This window comes from Fulvimarina manganoxydans (genome assembly GCF_900176465.1).
Lineage (GTDB): Bacteria > Pseudomonadota > Alphaproteobacteria > Rhizobiales > Rhizobiaceae > Fulvimarina > Fulvimarina manganoxydans.
In genome coordinates, this window is the sequence record NZ_FWXR01000021.1 from 51,833 (window position 1) to 70,253 (window position 18,421).

The 18,421-nt window shown below is 63.1% G+C and carries 14 protein-coding genes and 1 pseudogene; 3 read left to right on the forward strand and 12 right to left on the reverse strand.

Going from position 1 to position 18,421, the window contains the following annotated elements; translation table 11 throughout:
* Positions 1-12: 12 nt before the first annotated feature.
* Both B9A15_RS18150 and B9A15_RS18155 read right to left on the reverse strand, forming a co-directional pair.
* A complete protein-coding gene (locus tag B9A15_RS18150) occupies positions 13-1,416 on the reverse strand; it encodes an HlyD family type I secretion periplasmic adaptor subunit (RefSeq protein ID WP_084411945.1) in 1,404 nt (467 codons plus the stop codon).
* Positions 1,413-3,260, reverse strand: a complete 1,848-nt coding sequence (locus tag B9A15_RS18155; protein ID WP_084411946.1) for a type I secretion system permease/ATPase — start codon at positions 3,258-3,260, stop codon at positions 1,413-1,415. Before B9A15_RS18155 ends, B9A15_RS18150 begins: the two co-directional genes overlap by 4 nt.
* Positions 3,261-3,895: 635 nt before the next feature.
* Here B9A15_RS18155 and B9A15_RS18160 point away from each other — a divergent pair.
* Together B9A15_RS18160 and B9A15_RS18165 are read left to right on the forward strand one after the other, a co-directional pair.
* Positions 3,896-4,330 (forward strand): MarR family winged helix-turn-helix transcriptional regulator, encoded by a 435-nt coding sequence (locus tag B9A15_RS18160; RefSeq protein WP_084411947.1) that lies wholly within the window; start codon positions 3,896-3,898, stop codon positions 4,328-4,330.
* A 367-nt stretch (positions 4,331-4,697) separates the two neighbouring features.
* Positions 4,698-7,097 carry a putative bifunctional diguanylate cyclase/phosphodiesterase gene (locus B9A15_RS18165; RefSeq protein WP_244557025.1) on the forward strand — a complete coding sequence of 800 codons (2,400 nt, stop codon included), beginning with the start codon at positions 4,698-4,700 and terminating at the stop codon, positions 7,095-7,097.
* Positions 7,098-7,874: 777 nt separating this feature from the next.
* On the opposite strand, the gene B9A15_RS18170 is transcribed toward B9A15_RS18165, so the two are convergent.
* The 10 genes from B9A15_RS18170 to B9A15_RS18215 form a co-directional block, all read right to left on the reverse strand.
* Positions 7,875-8,567: an SDR family NAD(P)-dependent oxidoreductase gene (locus B9A15_RS18170; RefSeq protein WP_084411948.1), complete on the reverse strand. Its 693-nt coding sequence runs from the start codon at positions 8,565-8,567 to the stop codon at positions 7,875-7,877.
* A 16-nt stretch (positions 8,568-8,583) separates the two neighbouring features.
* On the reverse strand, positions 8,584-9,072 hold the full coding sequence (locus B9A15_RS18175; RefSeq protein ID WP_210190542.1) for a MarR family winged helix-turn-helix transcriptional regulator: 489 nt from the start codon (positions 9,070-9,072) through the stop codon (positions 8,584-8,586).
* Between the two features lie 125 nt (positions 9,073-9,197).
* Positions 9,198-10,022: a substrate-binding periplasmic protein gene (locus B9A15_RS18180; protein ID WP_170923356.1), complete on the reverse strand. Its 825-nt coding sequence runs from the start codon at positions 10,020-10,022 to the stop codon at positions 9,198-9,200.
* 31 nt (positions 10,023-10,053) lie between these two features.
* Positions 10,054-10,719 carry an amino acid ABC transporter permease gene (locus tag B9A15_RS18185; RefSeq protein ID WP_084411951.1) on the reverse strand — a complete coding sequence of 222 codons (666 nt, stop codon included), beginning with the start codon at positions 10,717-10,719 and terminating at the stop codon, positions 10,054-10,056.
* Positions 10,716-11,360, reverse strand: coding sequence for an amino acid ABC transporter permease (locus B9A15_RS18190; protein ID WP_084411952.1), 645 nt, complete (start codon positions 11,358-11,360; stop codon positions 10,716-10,718). Before B9A15_RS18190 ends, B9A15_RS18185 begins: the two co-directional genes overlap by 4 nt.
* Positions 11,357-12,163, reverse strand: coding sequence for an amino acid ABC transporter ATP-binding protein (locus B9A15_RS18195; RefSeq protein WP_084411953.1), 807 nt, complete (start codon positions 12,161-12,163; stop codon positions 11,357-11,359). Before B9A15_RS18195 ends, B9A15_RS18190 begins: the two co-directional genes overlap by 4 nt.
* Before the next feature lie 32 nt (positions 12,164-12,195).
* Positions 12,196-14,235, reverse strand: coding sequence for an oxidoreductase (locus B9A15_RS18200; RefSeq protein ID WP_084411954.1), 2,040 nt, complete (start codon positions 14,233-14,235; stop codon positions 12,196-12,198).
* Positions 14,228-15,016, reverse strand: a complete 789-nt coding sequence (locus B9A15_RS18205; RefSeq protein WP_084411955.1) for a hypothetical protein — start codon at positions 15,014-15,016, stop codon at positions 14,228-14,230. The genes B9A15_RS18200 and B9A15_RS18205 overlap by 8 nt, the downstream gene beginning before the upstream one ends.
* A complete protein-coding gene (locus tag B9A15_RS18210) occupies positions 15,013-16,155 on the reverse strand; it encodes an electron transfer flavoprotein subunit alpha/FixB family protein (RefSeq protein WP_084411956.1) in 1,143 nt (380 codons plus the stop codon). The genes B9A15_RS18205 and B9A15_RS18210 overlap by 4 nt, the downstream gene beginning before the upstream one ends.
* Positions 16,152-18,080, reverse strand: coding sequence for a DUF3483 domain-containing protein (locus B9A15_RS18215; protein WP_084411977.1), 1,929 nt, complete (start codon positions 18,078-18,080; stop codon positions 16,152-16,154). The genes B9A15_RS18210 and B9A15_RS18215 overlap by 4 nt, the downstream gene beginning before the upstream one ends.
* Positions 18,081-18,280: 200 nt before the next feature.
* Between B9A15_RS18215 and B9A15_RS22655 the strand changes: the two are divergent.
* Positions 18,281-18,418: pseudogene (locus tag B9A15_RS22655) on the forward strand (IS256 family transposase); the annotation flags it as partial.
* Positions 18,419-18,421: the final 3 nt, after the last annotated feature.

Sequence of the window (18,421 nt, forward strand, 5' to 3'; positions counted from 1 at the left end):
GCCGTAAAATCCTTAATGCTCGCGGAATGTGCGTCCGAGAGCGTCCGTCAGCGGCTGGGTGAGATAGCTGGCAAAGGTGCGCGGCTCGCCCTTGATGAACATTTCAACGCCCATACCGGCCTGGATCATGTTCCGCGTCGCTTCGCGCCCATCGAGATCGAGCGAGGCTTCGACCTCGAAATAGCGCTCGCCGGTGCGCTCATCGACGGTGGAATCCTGAGCGACGAATGAGACCTTGCCCAGGATCGGGTCTTCGGTGCGGGCGTGGAGGGCCGTGACTTTCACCTCGGTCTCATAGCCGACCCGCACCGCCGTGATGTCCTGGATGGACACCCGTCCGCGGGCGACGAGCCGCGCCTCGTCCGGCACGATCTCGCCGATCGTCTTGCCGGGGGGAACGACACCGCCAGGCGTGTTGGCCGTAAAGTGGACGAGATGGCCGCTCTCGGGCGCGACGATGGCGGTCTGCGACAGGGATTGTTCGGCCGCCGCGATCTCGTCGCGGATCTGGCCGAGTTCGGACAGGACGTCGGTCAGCTGCTGGGAGTTCTCTTTGGCATCCGTCATGCGCACCCGCTCCATCTCCGCCTCGATCTCGGCGATCGCGCGCTCGGAGGCGGCCGCGTCCGAGGCGAGTTTCGCATCGAGCGATTGCTGCTGGAGAAGCCGGCTTTCCAGATCCCACAATTCGCGCTTCGGCAGATGGCCGGCATTGGTCAGGCTGCGAGCATTCTCGATCTGGCGGGTCAGAAGATCGAGCTGGCGGGCGGAATCGGCCGCCTGATCGACCAGCCCGTCACGCCGCCGCCGCTCGCCCTCGGCCCGGTTGCGCAGCGCCTCGATCTGGGCCGAGACGGCGCTTCGTCCGCGCTCGAATTCGCGCTCCTGCTCCTGTTGCAACAGGCGGACGATCTCGTTCATCGGATCGTCGGATGTGGTGGCCGGGAGTTCGTCGGCCGAGCGCAGACGCAGATCACCGATCCCGAGCGGCGAGGCCGAGGCGTTGAGGACGAGAGCGCGATCACCCGCGTCGGACTGGGTCTCCAGAGACTTTTCGGCCTGTAGGCGGGACTCGATCGCCTCCAATGCAGCCTGGCGTGCCTTCAGCTTGCTCAGCCGCGCGCGGTCGACCAGGGGCTCCAGCTCAAGAACCACCTCGCCGGCCCGAACGAGGTCGCCCTCATGGGCGCGGATCGACTTGATGACACCGCCTGTCACATGCTGAAGGACGAGATTGCGCCCCTCGGACATGAGGGTTCCGGGCGCGATGACGGCCGAATCGAGCGGCACGACCATTGCCCAAGCCCCGAAGACGCCGAGCGCGATCAGAAATCCGCGCCCCAGACGGCCGGCGAGCCGGCTTGCATCGGTCGAGACCTCGGCGAAGGGATCGATCGTCTGCGCTTCGCTGGTCATTGCATGGCTCCGTTCGAGATCGAGCCCGGCTGCGAGGCGCCGCTCGCCGTGGCGGCGTTCGACGCCGGCTGACCGACGGGCGCCGTTTGGGGGGTGGCCCCGCGCGCCTTAGCGCCGGCGGCTGGAGCGGCGGGCGTCGCCTCGATACGGGCCTGGGTTGGAGCGGGGGCGTTGGGCTGGCGCGGGCGCATGCGGCGCGGACCACCCTGGCCGCCGGGCACGGTGATCGAGATGTCCTCGACCCTGTTGTCGGTAATGCGGATGCATCGATCGACCAGATTGGCCAGAAGCAAAGAGCGCGTGACCAGGATGATCGCCGCCTTGTCGCGCTTGGCGTCGGAGACGAGATTGGCGAGCGCGCCCTCGCATCGCGCATCGAGGCCGGAGGCCGGCTGGTCGAGCACGAGAAGGCGCGGATTGCCGTAAAAGGCTCTCGCCAGGGCCAGGAGGCGCTTCTGGCTGGTGGAGAGCAGTTTCGTGCCCTCCGACAGCTGGGTCTGATAGCCTTGCGGCAAGGAAAGGATCGCCGCGTGAAGGCCAAGCGCCTGGGCGACCCGATAGACTTCCTGCAGATCCATTTCGGGTGAAAAGCGCGAGATGTTCATCGCAACCGTGCCCTTGACGATGCCGGGCTCCTCGGGCGCGAAACCGACGGCGCGGCCCCATTGGCGCATAGGCCAGCGGCCGCGCGGCGCTCCGTCCATGAGAACGAGCCCCGAGGAGGGCTCGCGCCCGCCCGCGATACATTCCATCAAAAGCGACTTGCCGGAACCGGAGCCCCCTTCGAGAAGCACGCATTCGCCGGGCTTCACCCGAAGATTGACGTCGCTCAGGAGCATGCGCCCCCGGTCGAGGCTGATCGAAAGGTCGCGCAATTCGATCTGGCCGCTCGGCTCGGGAAGCGGCGGGCGCTCCTCCAGCCGCTTGTGCGACTTCGTCACCTCATCCAGATCGGCAAAGGACTGCAGCGCCTTCGTGGTCGCCTCCCAGCCGGCGATCGCCTGTTCGATCGGCTGCAGAAGCTTGCCCGAAATCATCGAGGCCATGAAGATCATGCCGCCCGACATGTCGCCATGGATGACGAGGAAGGCGCCCCAGCCGAGGGTCACGATCTGGATGCCCTGGCGCACCGAACGCGACAGAGCCGAGAGATTGCCGGACAGATGCGAAGCCTTTTCGGCCGCGACGATCGATCGGGCCGATTTAAGCCCCCATTGCATCGACAGATCCGGCAACATGCCGAAGGCGCGGATTTCAGGCCCGCGCGTAATCGCGCTCATGGCAAAGGCGTTGGCGTCGAGATCGGCGCTGCGTCCTGCCTTAGCCGTCTCTCGGGTCAGGACGACATTGAGCCAGCCGATCGCGACCATGATGACAAGTCCGATCATAGCGACGAGGCAGACGAGAGGATGGACGAGGAACAGGATGACCGCAAAGAGCGGCATGAAGGGCAGATCGAAAAGATTGACGAAAGCCTTGGAGGCGAGCCAGCCACTTGCCGTCTGAAAGTCGCGCAGAACCTTTCCCGCATCGGCGCCCGAATCGAGGGTTTCCAAGCTGCCGAAGAGTTTCGGCGAGGTCTCGACCGCATAGCTATTGGCGAGCCGGCGCGCGACGCGCATGCGCATTGCCTCGGCGATGCCATAGACGGCGATGGCAAAGAGTGCGATCGCGGTGATCGCCACCAGCGTCGGCACCGAGCGCGAGGCCAGAACCCGGTCATAGACCTGAAGCATGTGGAAGGACGGCGCGAGGATCATCAAATTCGCGACGATCGACAGAAGCACGATCATCCGCACATGGGGCGCGCCCTTGCGGGTCAGGAATTGGACGATACGCGTCATCAGCCGGGCAGCCTCCCGAATTCGATCCCCTGCGGCGGGAATGGATCGCACTCACTCGGCTGAAGACCTAACGGCATTATGTTTAACAAAGCGTGTGGCAGATCCGAGCGCGGTCGAAGCGAACGATCAACGCGGCAGGTCGGGGCCTTGAGCAAAGATCTTTCGCATGGAAGATCGAGTCGGTTCACAATAAGAGCGGCTTCAATTCTTTTGTGGCCCTGCAACGCCGTCATGGCGATAATGTCTTCTTGAGCGTTGCGGATCTAGTATGGTGTTGATCGCCCCGCAACACAGATGCTGAAGCCGAAAACGCCCCTTATGCGCGCTCGAATGATTCGAGCGGACATATGAAAGCATCGCTTTTGAATGTCCGCTGGCAGCCCGAGCGGCGTCCGAAGCCCCGCCCCGGACGTGGCTTGACCCGAGGGGTCGATTCAGTCGTCCGGGCGGCATGGCCCCGAGATCGCTCAGGTGGTCGCCGCGATGTCTGCCCGTGCTTGACTTGCGGCCGTCCCGTCATCCGCAAGTCGGATGGCCGCGACCAGGAGGGCAGAGACAACGAGCGGCAAGGTTGATACGGTCAGGCGCCTAGGGCGAAACAGATTGTCGCCTCCTCGTGGAACAAGGTGCGTGAGATGGCGCAGGAGCAGGAGCTCGAACTGGCATTCGCCGTTCTAAAGACGTCGGAGGCGATGAGGCGCTTCGTCGCCCACGCCTATTCGGATGTGGGAATCGATTTCAACGATATCAGAATTCTCTATCGTCTCTTCATGTTCGACGGCCAGTCCCAGTCTCAACTCGCCACCGTTCTCGAACTCGATCCGATGACAATGTCGCGCTGCGCCAGCCGCATGGAAGGCCTGGACCTTGTGCGGCGCGAGACGGCGGCAACGGATTTCCGCGTCAAACGGCTGTTCCTGACGGCAAAGGCTCATGGCTTGAAGGAAATGCTCAAGCCTCGGTCGGAACAAGTTCTTGACAGAGTGCTGGCCGGGATCTCGGATGCGGATCTTGAAGAGCTGAATGGCTGTGTCGAGCGACTTTGCCAGAATGGCGCGACCCTCTCCTGATCCCCAACGAATTGTCATCTCCCGGCCGCGCCGGGTCGCTCCCCTTTTGCCAGCAAGCAGAACAGGTGAGGACGGCGACATCAATGGCGTGAGCGCGGCGTCTTTCTCGATGGGGTGTCGGCGTCTCGGGAAATCGGCGTTTCTCGAGCCGTTCGGATATCGTCTTCGTCGGCCTTCCAGCGAAGGCTATCGACCATATAGGAACGGCTGGCGAAGTTATCATACCGTTATTTTATAGTTTCATATGATATTGTCATGCTTTTTCTTGAAGCAGCCGATCTTGGTAACCGTTTGTCATTCAGGAAGCCTTAGAAGCGTTGGAGACCTTCAACGCTGATTAGCTTCCAACCTGCCTCGGTATCGACCTTTGAACGCGATCGTTACTTGCCTTACGGAAAGCCATGATCTGGGGCTGCTCTATGCAGCTGCCGGCATATGTCTGATCGGCGTCTACGCATCCTTCTCGCTCGCTGCCCATGCGGCCCGCTCGGAGGGGCGCGTACGGCATGGCTGGGCGGCGATCGGTATCGTCAGCGCCGGCAGCACCACCTGGGCGACCCATATGATCGCTCTACTCGCCTATGAGCCCGGATTGCTTTCGGCCTTCGAGCCCATCTCTCTCATTCTTTCCCTTCTTCTGGCAGTCGCCGGTCTCAGCCTCAGCATGAGCTTGGCGATTGGGCGCAAAGGCCGGTCCCGGCGCGCTTTTGCCGGCCTGATCATGGGGCTCAGCATCGCCACTCTCCATTATGTCGGCCAATCCTCTTATCTCGTGACCGGCCATATCGATTGGGATCCTCATTACGTGGCCGGCTCCATAGGCCTCAGCATGCCGATCTTTGCCGCGGCAATGGTGGTTGCGGGGGAGCGCAACAGGTATCTGCGCCTTGCAGCGCCCCCTCTTCTCGTGGCGGCAATCGCCATACTGCACGTCATGGGCATGACGGCGCTGCAGATCACCTACGATCCGCTCGTCATCTTCCCGCCGCTCGCTCTCGCGCCTGAGATCGTCGCGCCGATCGTGGCTATCGTCGCACTGGGGCTGATCGCTCTCGCGCTTCTCGGCCTGCGATTCTCGATCGCGGCGAGGGCTCAGGCGCACCGCGATCGCAAACGCCTCATCGAGCTCGCCAATCTCGCCTTTGAGGGTCTCGCCATCTGCGAGAACGGCATCGTCACCAGCGCCAATGACAGCCTCCAGCGCCTCACCGGCTACGACCAGGGCGATCTGACGGGAGAGCCGATCGCAAAGCTGATCGGCGACTTCGACCTGGCGGCAATGCAGGACCATCGCGAATATGACGCCGAGATCGCCGCCAAGAGTGGAGACGCTCTCCCAGTCCGCCTCCTCTGCCGGACGGTTTCGCTCGGGTCGAAGATATTGACGGTCGTCGCCTTGCGCGATCAGAGCGAGCGCCTGAAGAGCGAAGCGACGATCCGGCGCCTGGCCTATACGGATACGCTGACGGGCCTGACCAACCGAACCCATTTCAACGAATTGCTCTGCGCCCGCATGCTCGGCGGACGCGCCGAGACGGAGCCCTTCGCTCTCCTCTCCATCGGCGTCAACCGATTCAAATGCGTGAACGATAACCATGGCCATGCGATCGGCGACGCGCTTTTGCGTGAGGTCGGTCAGCGCATTTCGCGATCCGCGCGTAAGGCCGAGATCGTCGCCCGTTTCGGCGACGACGATTTCGCCCTGCTCCAGAGCGGCGAACAGCACGATATCGAAGAGCTAGCCGCGACGATTATCAAGAGCTTGCTTCGGCCGTTCACGATCGACGGTCACGTCATCGAAATCGCGCCAAGCATCGGCATCGCCTTCTCGCATGTGGAAGCGGCCAGCGGCGAGGCTCTTTGCCGGAACGCGGTCCTCGCGCGCCACAAAGCCAAGTCGCGAGGGGACGGCAAGTCCTGCATCTTCGAAGCCGTGATGCTTCTGGACGTGATCGCCCAGCGCGAACTCGAACTCGATCTCCGTCGCGCCCTGAAGACTGACGAATTCGAGGTTCACTATCAGCCTCAGGCCAATGCCGAGACCGGGCTGTTCGAGGGCGCCGAGGCTCTCGTGCGCTGGCGCCATCCCAGGCGCGGCCTGGTCTCGCCGGCCAGCTTCATCCCCATCGCGGAAGATATCGGCCTGATCGGGGCGATCGGAGAAAAGGTTTTGCGGCTGGCCTGCCGCGAGGCCTCCTCCTGGCCGAGCAGCTACACTCTGGCGGTCAATCTGTCGGCCATCCAACTCAGCGATCCGCGGCTCGTCGACATGGTCGCGGAAACGCTCTTCGAGACCGGCTTCGAAGGCCATCGCCTCGAACTCGAAGTGACCGAGACGGCGCTCTTGCGCGACGATGCGCGAAGCTTCGAGAATTTACGCGATCTGAAGCGGCTCGGCGTCAAAATCGCCCTCGACGATTTCGGTACCGGCTATTCATCGCTCAGCCATTTGCGGCGCTTCCCCTTCGACCGGGTGAAGATCGACCAGTCCTTCGTGCGCTCCATTCCGAGCGATCCCGAAAGCGTCGCCATCGTCCAGGCAATCATCATGCTGGCGGAAAAGCTGAAAATGGCGGTTACGATCGAAGGGGTGGAAGAAATCGCCCAGCACCAATTCGCCGTGAAAGAAGGCTGCGACCAGATCCAAGGCTACTTCCTCAGCCGCCCCGTCCCCCAATCCGACATCCGCACGCTTCTCACCTCCGTTCCGGAAGCAGCGCACCAAAGAGAAGGCGACCACGCCCGCCCATCGGCGGCCTTCGCCTGAACAGGCCGACGTCGAAGTCAGCGTGTTAGGTAGGTGTCAATCCCTGCCGCAACCATTGTTTTATTTGGAAAATCAGATGGTGGAGGGAAAACCCTCTTCGACAAACTCGCTCGAAGTATGTCCACATCGCGCTAGCGCGCCCTCGTATTCGCAAGTGAATCGTTGCAACCGCAGAAATTGTCTTTCCAAGGCAAACGAAGGGTGGTCGCTGCTATCGCACTCGCGAACAGTGAGCGGCCACGCGCCATTGGTCCGAGCGGGCCGCGAACGGCGCGCATGATCTGGGCCATGACCATGAAGAAGGAAGATTACCGGATGGCGTAACCTGGAGCCCGTCAGGGAATAGGGCACGGCATGGCCGCAAGGCCGGGGTGAGCGATCGACGAGGAGTCGGCGATACGGACTTCGAAGTTCAAGGCGAAGACATTCAGACCCGGGGCTCGAGCGCATGCAGCTCTCTGAACCGGAGTGAGCCCCGCTTTCCAAACTGCATACCCGCCCGTGGCGTCATCAAGGCCACATCGAGAGGCCTGACACTCGTCCGATCGACGACCCCGCCGCCCGGAAGTCCGAAGATTATGCTTGCCAAACAGGGGGCATCCACACATGCCACGGAATTTGGTCAGCGTTATATTTCGCTTCAAAGCGGTTTGCTCATAGGTGAGCATTTTTAAGCGCATATAGGCCTGTATACCCGAACAACAGCTTCGAGCGCCTTTAGTGCAAGTGCATGGTCGATACTACATCGTCCCTTTTTATGCAGTTTCAGACAGCGCCCTAAAAGCTTGGCTCGAGCATGCAGTTTACGTTGAACTCGGCCACGCTCGCCGTGTCCGGAAAGTTCAAGATCAGTTCCGCCGCCTGTGCTATAGTGTCGGGATCTGTCATTCTATCCGGATCGAAATCGGTGATCGCACGCGCCATGTCGGTATTAACGTAGCTCGGGCAAATGGCCGTTGCGCGGATGCCATGCTCCCATCCCTCCTGCCGGATGGCGTGGCTGAGGGCTACGGCGGCGAACTTCGAGACAGAATAGGCGCCTGATGCAGCCGATTTCACGCGCTGCCCAGAAAGCGAAGCGAGAATGATGACCCGCCCATGCCGCGCTTGCTTAAGGTCGCTCCATGCCGCGCGCACGAGGCGACGTGGCGCCTTGACGTTCACAGCCATTTGACGGTCGATTTCCTCGTCATCGGCCGACAAGATCGTTCTGGGGATCATGATGCCGGCGCAAGCGATCACGGCATCGATCCGCCCAAATCGCCGTTTCGCCTCCACCACCCATGTGTCTTCGCCGCCCGCTTCGGCATCATAGGGGAAAAGATGGCAGGCACCGCCTTCGTCGAAAACGGGATGCTTCGGCTTGCGCATTCCAAGCGAGAGATTCCAGCCGCTGACATGAAGCCGGGCGGCGATGGCCGCGCCGATGCCTCGGCTTGCGCCGGTGACGAGAGCCGTTCTCTTTGTCATGACAATTCCAACCAGATTAGAATGTGTTCACCCAATCGGACGACTTCAGCAGAGCCTTGGAGAGAAGCGACACCAGAACGTCGCATTCATTCTCGTCGAGCCCCTCCAGAAGGAGGTTCTGCCGGGCGACATAGATGGGAAGTACCTGCTCGTAGAGCCGTTGGCCGGCCTCGGTGAGGCTGAGGAACTCCTTGCGGCGATCTTCCGCGACCTCCTCGCGCGCCAACATTCCGCGGGTTTCCAGCCGTCGCACGGCGCGACTGACAGAGTTTCGGGGCCGACTGTTGAGAAGGCAGACGTCCGTCGCAAGGCAAGGGCCGATCGCAGCAATCACGAACATGACATTAAACTCGTCGCGTTGAACGTCGTACTCGCGTTCCACGGCTTTTGTCGCAGGGCCAGCGAATGCGTTTGCCCAGAGGGTGATCGGATAGCTGTCACGCAGTGGACTGCGTTCCAGGATTTCGAGAAGCATATCCCGTACCGTGCTGTTGCGTGCGGCCATCGCCATGAATCCTTTCGGGACACTAGACTCGATCGTGCGTAGAGAACCGTTCTCGTCCGTTCGGTCAAGAAAGGGACGATCACCCGGCGCCACCCAAGGGGCGCCGGATGAGACGCTTCAAAGGCCTATTGGATTAGGCGCGGCGCGCCAGTCTTCGCCGCAGACACGTCGAGATCATACTTTTCCAGTGTCTTGGCAATGAAGCCGTTCTTCTTCAGCACGGCGATGTCCGCATTGATCGCCTCGACCATCGCCGGATTCCCCATGGACATCGGGAAGCTGCCCTGGCCCGGGCTGACCGAGGCGGCAACGCGCTTGTCGGGCTTGGCAACCTTCGCGACGAGGCCGTCCATCTGGCCTTTCTCCTTGGCCATAATGGTGACCGAATAGCCGACCAGGGCGGCATCGATGCGCCCGAGCCGCATATCCTGCAGCAGCTCGGGCAGCGCCGGATAGAGCTTCAGATCGACGTCCAGCCTCCTCAGATCCGCGATCCACAGATCGCCCGGCACCGACCCGACCTTTTTGCCGATGATCTGCGGGATCGAGTCGTAGCCCGCCCGCGAGACCATGCCCATCTGATCGATGTAGAGGGGGTCGGAGAGCGCCAGGACCTTCGCTCGCGCCGCGGTGCGATAGTAGCTGCCTGACGCGATGTCGGCGCGGCCGCTGACGACGTAGTTCAGGGCGGCGCTCGCATCCACGGAGGTCGATTTCAGCTGAAGACATTCCATCTTGGCGATCTCGTTCAAGATGTCGCCGTCGACGCCGATAGCCTTGCCCGCATTGTCGAGCGCGTCATAAGGCATGTAGCTCACGAGTACATGGGTGATAACGCCGGGCGTCATCGTTTCGAATTCATGGGCGGGCTTGCAGTCTTGAGCGTGGGCGCCCGTGGCGAGGGAGAGAGCGCCGAGAGCTCCAACGATCCATGCGGCCAGTGTTTTCATTTTCATGTTTCCTTGGCTGAGAGGGTCGGGTTCACGGTTCACTCCTGCGCTCGAACCACCCGACGAGGAACGAGGCCGGTACGCAGACGAAAATGAAAAAGAGCGCCGTCAGAGACAGAATCGGGAAATATTGGAAAGTCGTCGAGCCGATCTCATAGGCCTGGGAGGCGATTTCCGGAAGAGCAATTGTGAAACACAGCGTCGTCGACTGTAGTATCAAGATGGAAAAACCCATCATGGCGGGCGACGAAATCTTGGCTGCCTGCGGAAAGACGACGAAGCGCATGCTGTCGGCGGACGAAAAGTTGAGGGCCTCGGCGGCTTCCTTCTGACCTTTGGGCACCGCCGCCAGCCCGGAGCGGATGATTTCGCTGGTGTAGCAGGCGGTGCTGACGGACAGCGCGACGATCGCCGAGGCGAAGCTGGAGAGGGTCAGGTCGATCTGGGGAAAGCCGAAATAGACGAACTGCAGCAGGACCAGAGCGGGTGCCCCGCGACCGATCTCGACGATCACCATGGCCGGCCAGCGCACCCACGGGCTTCTGCGCTCCACGAGCAGGGCCAGGACAAAACCGCCCGGAAAGCCGAGGAGGATGGTGATGAACGTGATTTCGAGATTGAGAACGAAGCCACGGCTCAGCGGTTCGATCCAGTCGGCGACGTCACTCCACGTCGCCCCCATGAGGAGCTCGTTCATAGCGACACCGTCTTTCGGATATGCGCCTCCGTCACCCGGGCGATCCAGGCGATCGGCAGGCTGATGAGAACGTAGATGATCCCGACCGAGCCCATGACCGACAGGCCCTGCAAGGTCATCTGGGTAATGTGCCGCCCCTGATAGGTCAGGTCTGGAACGCCGATCGTCGAAGCGATCGCCGCGTCTTTCAAAAGGCCGATGGCGTAGGTTGCTGCCACCGGTAGGCAGACCCGCACCATCTGCGGCAGAATGACGTCCCACATCGTATGGAAGGGCGAAAGGTTGAGCGCCTGGGCGGCCTCTGTCTGGCCGTGATGCACTGCGATCAGGGCGCCGCGATAGATCTCCGCCATGTTCGCCGTCGCGATCAAGCCGAAACCGACCAGCGCGGCCGAGAGAGGAGAGATCGGGAAGACGCCGGTTCCGATCGAAAAGAAGATGAGAAAGATCCAGACAATCGGCGGAATCGATCGGATGACGGCGATGAGCATCACCGCCGTCCAGCGCAGGATGGTGACCTTCGAGCGGCGCACGAGAAGCAGGGGAAAGCCAAACAGCGCGCCGATCAGCAGCGCTCCGCCGGTCACAGCGAAGGTGTAGGGCAATCCGGTGAGGAGAAGCAGAAAGTAGTCGGGCGTCATAGGCCGTTCACCGCGCGGAAGAAACGTCGAGCCCGTTCGCTCTGTGGGCGGCGGATGACGTCGGCACTCGGCCCGGCCTCGACAATCTTGCCCTCGGCCATGAACAGGGTGCGATCCGAGACCTTCTCGGCAAAGCTCATCTCGTGGGTGACGACGATCATCGTCATGCCCGACTGGGCGAGCGAGAACATGACCGAGAGCACTTCGAGGCCGAGTTCGGGATCCAGCGCCGAGGTTGGCTCGTCAAAGAGCATGACCCGCGGATCGAGCGCCAGGGCCCTGGCTATGGCGATCCGCTGCTGCTGGCCGCCCGAGCAGTTGCTCGGAAAGGCCGCGGCCTTATCGGTAAGCCCAACCTTCTCGAGAAGGTCTTTCGCCACGGCTTCGGCTTCGTCACGTTTGCGGCCGAGGACACGGCGCTGCGGCAGGCAGATATTCTCGAGCACCGTCATGTGCGGAAACAGATTGAAAGACTGGAACACCATGCCGAGCTGCTGGCGCAGGGCCTTGCGCTCGCGCCGCTTGACGGGGTGGTCGAATTCGACCGTCAGCTCGCCCACATTGAGGCTTCCGGCGGAAGGTTCTTCGAGAAGATTGATGCAGCGCAGCAAGGTGCTCTTTCCCGAGCCGCTGGGCCCGACGATGGCCAGCACCTCGCCGGAATCGACGTCGAGAGAGATATCCCTGAGGACTTCGTGTTCTCCGAACCACTTGCAAAGATGGCGCATTCGGACCAGCGGGCTGACGTCTTCGGGCAGCGTCGCGGTGCTCGGGTCGGGTCGGACGGATGCGGCTTGGTCCATGGGGCTTGGTGCTCCAGTTCGATTGGAGGACATCACACGGCACGCAGCAGGCGGCTGGCATCGTATAAGGCGGCGTGCAGGTTTCGGCTCATCACGGCATCGCCGATCCGGTAGAGGTCGAAAGTTCCGTCGGGATTTCGGGTGATCGTCTGCGGTACCAGATGGATGAAGGCGTCCTGGTCGATCTCGCCTCCGTTCCGGGATATCGGCTTGAGAGCGAAGTAGAGATCGTCATTGGGGATCGTTCCCAATTCGCAGACGACCTGCGTTACCTCCCGTTCGACCTCCTTGCCCGAATAATGCTCGCGCAAGACGGCGATCAGGGCGTTGCCCTCGGCATAGATCTCCTGGAGGTGATGGCTGCTCGTCGCAATCAGATCGCGGGCGAACAGGCGCTTCATGTAGCTGGTTCGCGCCGTCTCGCCGATTTCCGCGCCGACCATCTGGTCGGGGGTGACGATCTCGACGAGACCGCCGCGTTCGCCGATGAAGTCGGCGACGGTGAGGGCCTGATGCTGGCCCATAATGTCGAAGATGAGAACGTTGGCGCCGGGTTCGACGGCGCCCGACAGGATGTCGTGCGAGCTGTGCGCATGCTCGGCGCCGGGCATATCCGGCCGCACCGGCTGTCCGCCGGTGGCAAGCACGACGACGTCGGGGGCTTCCTCGCGGATGATGTCCGCGGTCGCCTGTGTCCCGATGCGAATGTCTGCGCCGAGCTTTTCAGTCTGTTGGACGAGCCAGCGCAGAATGCCGCTCATGTTGCTGCGCCAGGACACGGCCGAGGCAAGGGCGAACTGACCGCCAAGCGTTTCGCTCTTCTCGAACAGGGTGACGTCATGGCCACGCAGTCGCGCGACGCGGGCGGCCTCGAGGCCGCCGGGGCCGCCACCGACGATCACGACTTTGCGGCGCTGCGACGTTCTGGCCACGACATGGGGAAGCTGCGCCTCGCGGCCGGTCGAGACGTTCTGGATACAGGCCATCGGCTTTCCGAGACCGACGCGATCGATGCAATAATTGGCTCCGACACATTGACGGATGTCGTCCTCGCGCCCCTCTTGCAGCTTGCTGACGAGATGCGGATCGGCGACATGGGCGCGGGTCATGCCGACGAGATCGACATGGCCACCCTCGACGGCGCGATTGGCCGAAGCCAGATCGCGGACGGCACCAGCGTGAAAGACCGGGATGTCCACCGCCGCCTTGACGGCGCTGGCAAGATAGAGAAACGGCGCGGAATCGTAGGAAAGGTCCGGGATCATCGACTGGAGCCCGCTGCCGAAATCCCCGTTTCCCTGTGAGATGTTGAGAAAGTCCAGATAACCGGAACCGGCGAAGCTCGTGATGACGTCGAGTGCCTCCGCCTCGTTGAAGCCACCCTTGACGAGATCGTCGCCGGTGATCCTGAGGCCGAAGACGAAATTCTCGCCGACCGCCTCGCGCACCGCCTGCAGAATTTCCAACGGAAAGCGCATGCGCTTCTCGGTGCTGCCGCCATAGTCATCGTCCCGGCGGTTGAGGAGCGGCGAAAGGAACGCGTCGAAGAGGTGATGGGCGTTGGCGCAGATCTCGCAGCCGTCGAGACCGCCGGCCTTCAGGCGCAGGGCCGCAGCCGCATAGTCGTTGCGCACTCTGGCGAAATCGAAGTCTTCCATCGCCTTGGAATAGGAACGGTGCATCGCTTCGCGCGTCGCGCTGGGCGCGATCAGCGGCAGCCAGTCGCCGCCGTCCCATTCCGCCCGGCGACCCATATGGGACATCTGGCACATGATTGCGGCACCCTCGGCATGGATGCGCGCGGCAAAGCGTTCGAGATAGGGAACGACCGTATCGTCGGCCAGCGATATCTGGCTGAAGACCAGCGGTGAATCGCGCGCCACCGAGGACGAGCCGCCGAACATGGTCAGGCCGATACCACCGCGCGCTTTTTCCAGATGGTAGTTCTGGTACCACTCGCCGGGCACGCCGTTCTCGGCATAGGCCGGCGCATGCGCGGTGCTGAAGATCCTGTTGCGCAGGGTCAGGTGCTTCAGGCGGAAAGGTTTGAAAAGCGCAGCGTATTCAGACATTTTGGTTTCCGTTCTTTGCCCGTTGCGTGTCGGCGAATGGCAAAGCCTTGGCGAAGCCCGCGCGGGCAAGGAATTCGAGGATCTCTTGCGCTGCGTCTTCGGCTGTGACGTCTTCCACAAGGCGCCGCCCGGTCGCAGCTTCGGCGTTTCGGCCAGGCCGCAAACGTGCCGATTGCCGTTTGGCGGGTCTGAGCTCAGGCATCGTGATCGCGGGCGTTTCGCCCGTCGCTGGATGCGTGATGATCTTGCCTGTCCGGGCCCTGGCGTAAGCCGAAAGGCGCGGCGCTGGAGCGCTTCGGGACACGGCGAGGACCGCCGGTGGAACGCCGCGTCGCAGGCGCCGACGGCCACCGGCTGCTGCCTGGGTGATGGCCAGTTCGCCGGCGCGCAGCTCGAACCCCGTCACGGAGGTCAGGATCGGACGGGACAGCATCTTTGCGACCATGTAGGGAAGGAGCCCGGAGGAGGGGCCAATCTCGGCCACATCGCCGAAGAGCACGAGCGCGGGATCGAGCGCGGCGAGCGCCTCCGTCAACGCTGCGAGGATGTCGGCGCCGTCGCCAAGCTCAAGGTGCGAGATCTCTCCGACGCCCATTCCGAGATAGTCGCGCAGGACCGCTTCGTCGCCCGGCCCGGCGTGGAACGCGGCCACATGGTGGCCCGAAGCGATCGCCATCTCCAGCGCCTGCCGGTCGCAGGGCGCCATGCGCGGCCGCCCGGACACGGGATGGCGCCCGATCGAGAGGCACACCGCGACGGTGAAGCTTGGCGTGTCGCTCATTGCGGAACTTTCTCCATCCGCTCCGTCAGAGCCCTCATCACGGCCTGGGCATCGGCGACGATTGCGAGATCGGCCCGTTCCATGATCGGCGCATGCGGATCGGTGTTGACCGCGACCACGTAGCGGCACGCCCTTATTCCCTGCAGGTGCTGGGGCGCGCCGGAAATACCGAAGGCGAGATAAAAGCGCGCTTCGATGATGGAGCCGGATGCGCCGACCTGGCGAGCCCGGGGCAGCGATCCGGCATCACAGACGACGCGCGAGCCGGCGACCGCGCCAGAGAGGCAATCGGCGACGGCAAAGAGACTGTCGTAATCGGTAACGCCGGCGCCAGCGCCGACGACCATCTCCGCTTCGGTGAGCGAAAGCGTGTCGCTGCGAACCGGCAGGAGACCTTCGTCCGTGAATGGCTCACGGCCCGGCATCGAGGCATCGATCTCGCTTATGCGCGCCTCGAATCGCAGGAAGCCTTCGAAGGCGGCGCAGGCTGACCGTCTCAGGCCGACGAGTTTCGGCGCTGGCCCCGTGAACTGGCGCGTTCCCGCATCCACGAGACAGGTCACCTTGCCGCCGCGGGCACTGGTCACCTGAAGCGCGGGGTGCTCTTCGAGGGCGACCGCTAGGCGCCGTAGAAGATCGGCGTCAGCGGCTTCGTCCGCCAGGACGATATGCGCCGGGCGGTAGTGGGCGATCGCGGCAAGAAGGGCGCCAACCTGCCGGCTCTCGCCAGACTGGCAGTCGCCGATCCAGGTAACGAGGCCGTCGGCGCCGGCGCTTTCGGGGTCGCATTCGACATCTCCGAGCGTGGCGAGAGCGATGGCGCCGTCGGGCACGAGCTCGCGGGCCGTGCCGAGGAGATCGGCCTGAGCGCCGGGCCAGGCTTCGGCGACGCCGGAAATGACCAGTACCACCGGCGCATCGGCGGGCGCGACATGGAGTGACGGTTGCGATCTCGCTGTTGTCGATGGCGCGGCGACAGAAGCCTCGTCACGCATCTCGCGGCGCAGGCGCTGGCCGGTCTCGATATGGGGGTCGATTCTGAGGCGCCTGGCCTTCGTCGGCGCCATCCGATTGACACGGGGGCGGCCGGAGGCGGCTTGCCGGGCGGTGGCGTGCGGTGAAACTCTTTGGCGGATCATGCCGAAGCTCCATCGACGCGATCCCACAGCAGTTCGGCGAGATCGCGGACATCGGCCCGGGTGCCGGCGACGCCCTCAAGCATGGCGGTGCAGCCGGGGCAGGCGACGGCGACGCAGTGCGCTCCGGTGGCGCTCGCCTGCGCCATCCGCATGTCGGGAATGCGCCGCTCGCCCGGAATGTCCGTCAGCGGCGCCGCGCCGCCTCCGCCGCAGCAGTGGGACTTCAGACCCGACCGCTCCATCTCGACGAAGTCGCCGCCGAGCGCTGCAAGAATGCGGCGCGGGGCCTCGATCTCCCCGTTGTAGCGGGCGAGATAACAGGGATCGTGATAGGTGATCCGGCCTTCGTGGCGTCCCGAGGGGAGAAGCGCCCCCCGATCCAGGAGCTCGGCGAGGACATCCGTATGGTGGCGGACACGATAGTGCCCGCCAAAGGCCGGATATTCGTTGCGCAAGACGTGCATGGCGTGAGGGTCCGCCGTGACGATCGTGTCGAAGCGATAGCGCGAGAGCGTCTCGATGTTGGCACAGGCGAGAAACTGGAAAGTCGCCTCGTCGCCGAGCCGGCGCGCCTGATCGCCGCAATCCTGCTCCTCGGCGCCCAGTATGGCGAAATCGATCCCCGCGTGTTTCAAAAGCTTGACGAGGGCGCGGATGGTGCGCTGGGCTCGGCGGTCGAAAGCCGCTTCGCCGACCCAGAGCAGCATGTCGGCGTATCCCGTCTCGGACAGGACCGGAATGGCGAGGTCGGTTGCGAAATCGAAACGCGCGTCGAGAGCTTCGCCAGACAGGGTGCCGGTCTGCCGAAGATTTTCGACCGCGACTTGAGCCTGGCCGGCGAGACGACCTTCGTTCAGCACCTCGCTGCGCCGAAGGTCGATGACGGCGTCCACGTGCTCGATCATCATCGGACAGGCTTCGACGCAGGCCCGGCAGGTGGTGCAGGCATAGATCGTATCTGGTGAAAGGCCGGGCGCGTCGTCTCTGGCGATGAGGTCCATGCCGGGCGAAAGCTCCGGCAGGTCGGGGCAGCGCCCGGGATGCGGATTGCCGTGATAACTGAGCTGGCCGGTGCCGCGCGAAGCGACGGCGAGGTCGTTGATCAGCTTTTTCGGATTGAGCGGCTGGCCAGCGGCAAAGGCCGGGCACGCCACCTCGCAGCGCCCACACTGGACGCAGGCGTCGAAGCTAGCGAGCTGCGGCCATTGGAAATCCTCCGCCGTGCGCGCACCAAGTCGAGCAGCGCCGAGTTCGACCGGACGCAGTCCTGTCGAGCGGCCTTGGCCGAAGCGCTCGGGGCGCGGATGAGCAACGAGATAGATCGCTCCTGCCACCGCGTGGCGCATCGGCCCTGTGCCAGCGAGCCAAGCAAGCCCTCCAAGGCCGACGAGACCTGCAAGGTTCGCCGCCAGGGTAAGGGCGAGGTCGATGCCGTTGGGGAGCGCGACGAAGGACGACGAAGCGGTCAGGCCCATGAAAGCGAGTGCCAGAGCGAACAGAATCGGCAAGCGCTGGTAGCTGCCGCGCGACAACCGCACCGGCGGATCGGCTCGCCGCTGAAATTCGAGCCGCAACCCCGCCAGCATGAAAATGAGGCAGCCAAGAACGAGGGCGGGCAAGAATGAGACGGCGGGTAGTGCGAGAGACGCGAGGAAGAACGACAACGCGCCGAGAAAACCGCCGACGAGCAAGGCGTGCATGCGCGCCGAAGACGGCTCGCGGGCGACGACGTGGTGCACGTCGTTCAGGTAGCGGCGGTGAAATTCGATGAAGCCGCGAAGCAGCCTTGCCGTGGCTGGCCGACCTTTTTTCCATGCCCGCGCCATCGCCGCCGCCCGGAGGATAAGCACGAGGAAGGTTGCGAGACAAACGAGGATCGGAAGCCGGGACACAGCGCAATATAATTCCTTATGGAATCGTTCCATATAGAACATAATCACGATCAAGATTGGATAGCAAGACTGCGGCAAGCCGTTTTGTCAGGTGAACCGACTTCCCAAAGGGCAGCACTGTGTAGCGGGCCCCGGGTCTCGGGGCCGACCAGGGTAATAAGACATTGATCGAGTTGACCTGGGTGGGTGCGCCATGCGGTGCAAAATAACGCTCGGCCGGCTGCTGCGTCTAAGTCTGGGCGGACGGATTTAATCTCCAGGCCCAAATGGAAAACGATGCTGCCTGCATGCTGGTCATCATCGGCGCGACGCCGGAGGGAAGGCGGGACCTTGTTGGCTACCAGGTCGGCGTCCGCCAGAGCGCCAGAAGCTGA

What these genes read in the sequence shown, in the direction of transcription:
- B9A15_RS18155 (WP_084411946.1), bottom strand. Translation starts at nt 3,260, where the DNA reads ATGACGCGTATCGTCCAATTCCTGACCCGCAAGGGCGCGCCCCATGTG.
- B9A15_RS18215 (WP_084411977.1), bottom strand. Translation starts at nt 18,080, where the DNA reads ATGGAACGATTCCATAAGGAATTATATTGCGCTGTGTCCCGGCTTCCG.
- B9A15_RS18170 (WP_084411948.1), bottom strand. Translation starts at nt 8,567, where the DNA reads ATGACAAAGAGAACGGCTCTCGTCACCGGCGCAAGCCGAGGCATCGGC.
- B9A15_RS18175 (WP_210190542.1), bottom strand. Translation starts at nt 9,072, where the DNA reads ATGGCCGCACGCAACAGCACGGTACGGGATATGCTTCTCGAAATCCTG.
- B9A15_RS18210 (WP_084411956.1), bottom strand. Translation starts at nt 16,155, where the DNA reads ATGATCCGCCAAAGAGTTTCACCGCACGCCACCGCCCGGCAAGCCGCC.
- B9A15_RS18150 (WP_084411945.1), bottom strand. Translation starts at nt 1,416, where the DNA reads ATGACCAGCGAAGCGCAGACGATCGATCCCTTCGCCGAGGTCTCGACC.
- B9A15_RS18185 (WP_084411951.1), bottom strand. Translation starts at nt 10,719, where the DNA reads ATGAACGAGCTCCTCATGGGGGCGACGTGGAGTGACGTCGCCGACTGG.
- B9A15_RS18200 (WP_084411954.1), bottom strand. Translation starts at nt 14,235, where the DNA reads ATGTCTGAATACGCTGCGCTTTTCAAACCTTTCCGCCTGAAGCACCTG.
- B9A15_RS18190 (WP_084411952.1), bottom strand. Translation starts at nt 11,360, where the DNA reads ATGACGCCCGACTACTTTCTGCTTCTCCTCACCGGATTGCCCTACACC.
- B9A15_RS18180 (WP_170923356.1), bottom strand. Translation starts at nt 10,022, where the DNA reads ATGAAAACACTGGCCGCATGGATCGTTGGAGCTCTCGGCGCTCTCTCC.
- B9A15_RS18195 (WP_084411953.1), bottom strand. Translation starts at nt 12,163, where the DNA reads ATGGACCAAGCCGCATCCGTCCGACCCGACCCGAGCACCGCGACGCTG.
- B9A15_RS18205 (WP_084411955.1), bottom strand. Translation starts at nt 15,016, where the DNA reads ATGAGCGACACGCCAAGCTTCACCGTCGCGGTGTGCCTCTCGATCGGG.
- B9A15_RS18160 (WP_084411947.1), top strand. Translation starts at nt 3,896, where the DNA reads ATGGCGCAGGAGCAGGAGCTCGAACTGGCATTCGCCGTTCTAAAGACG.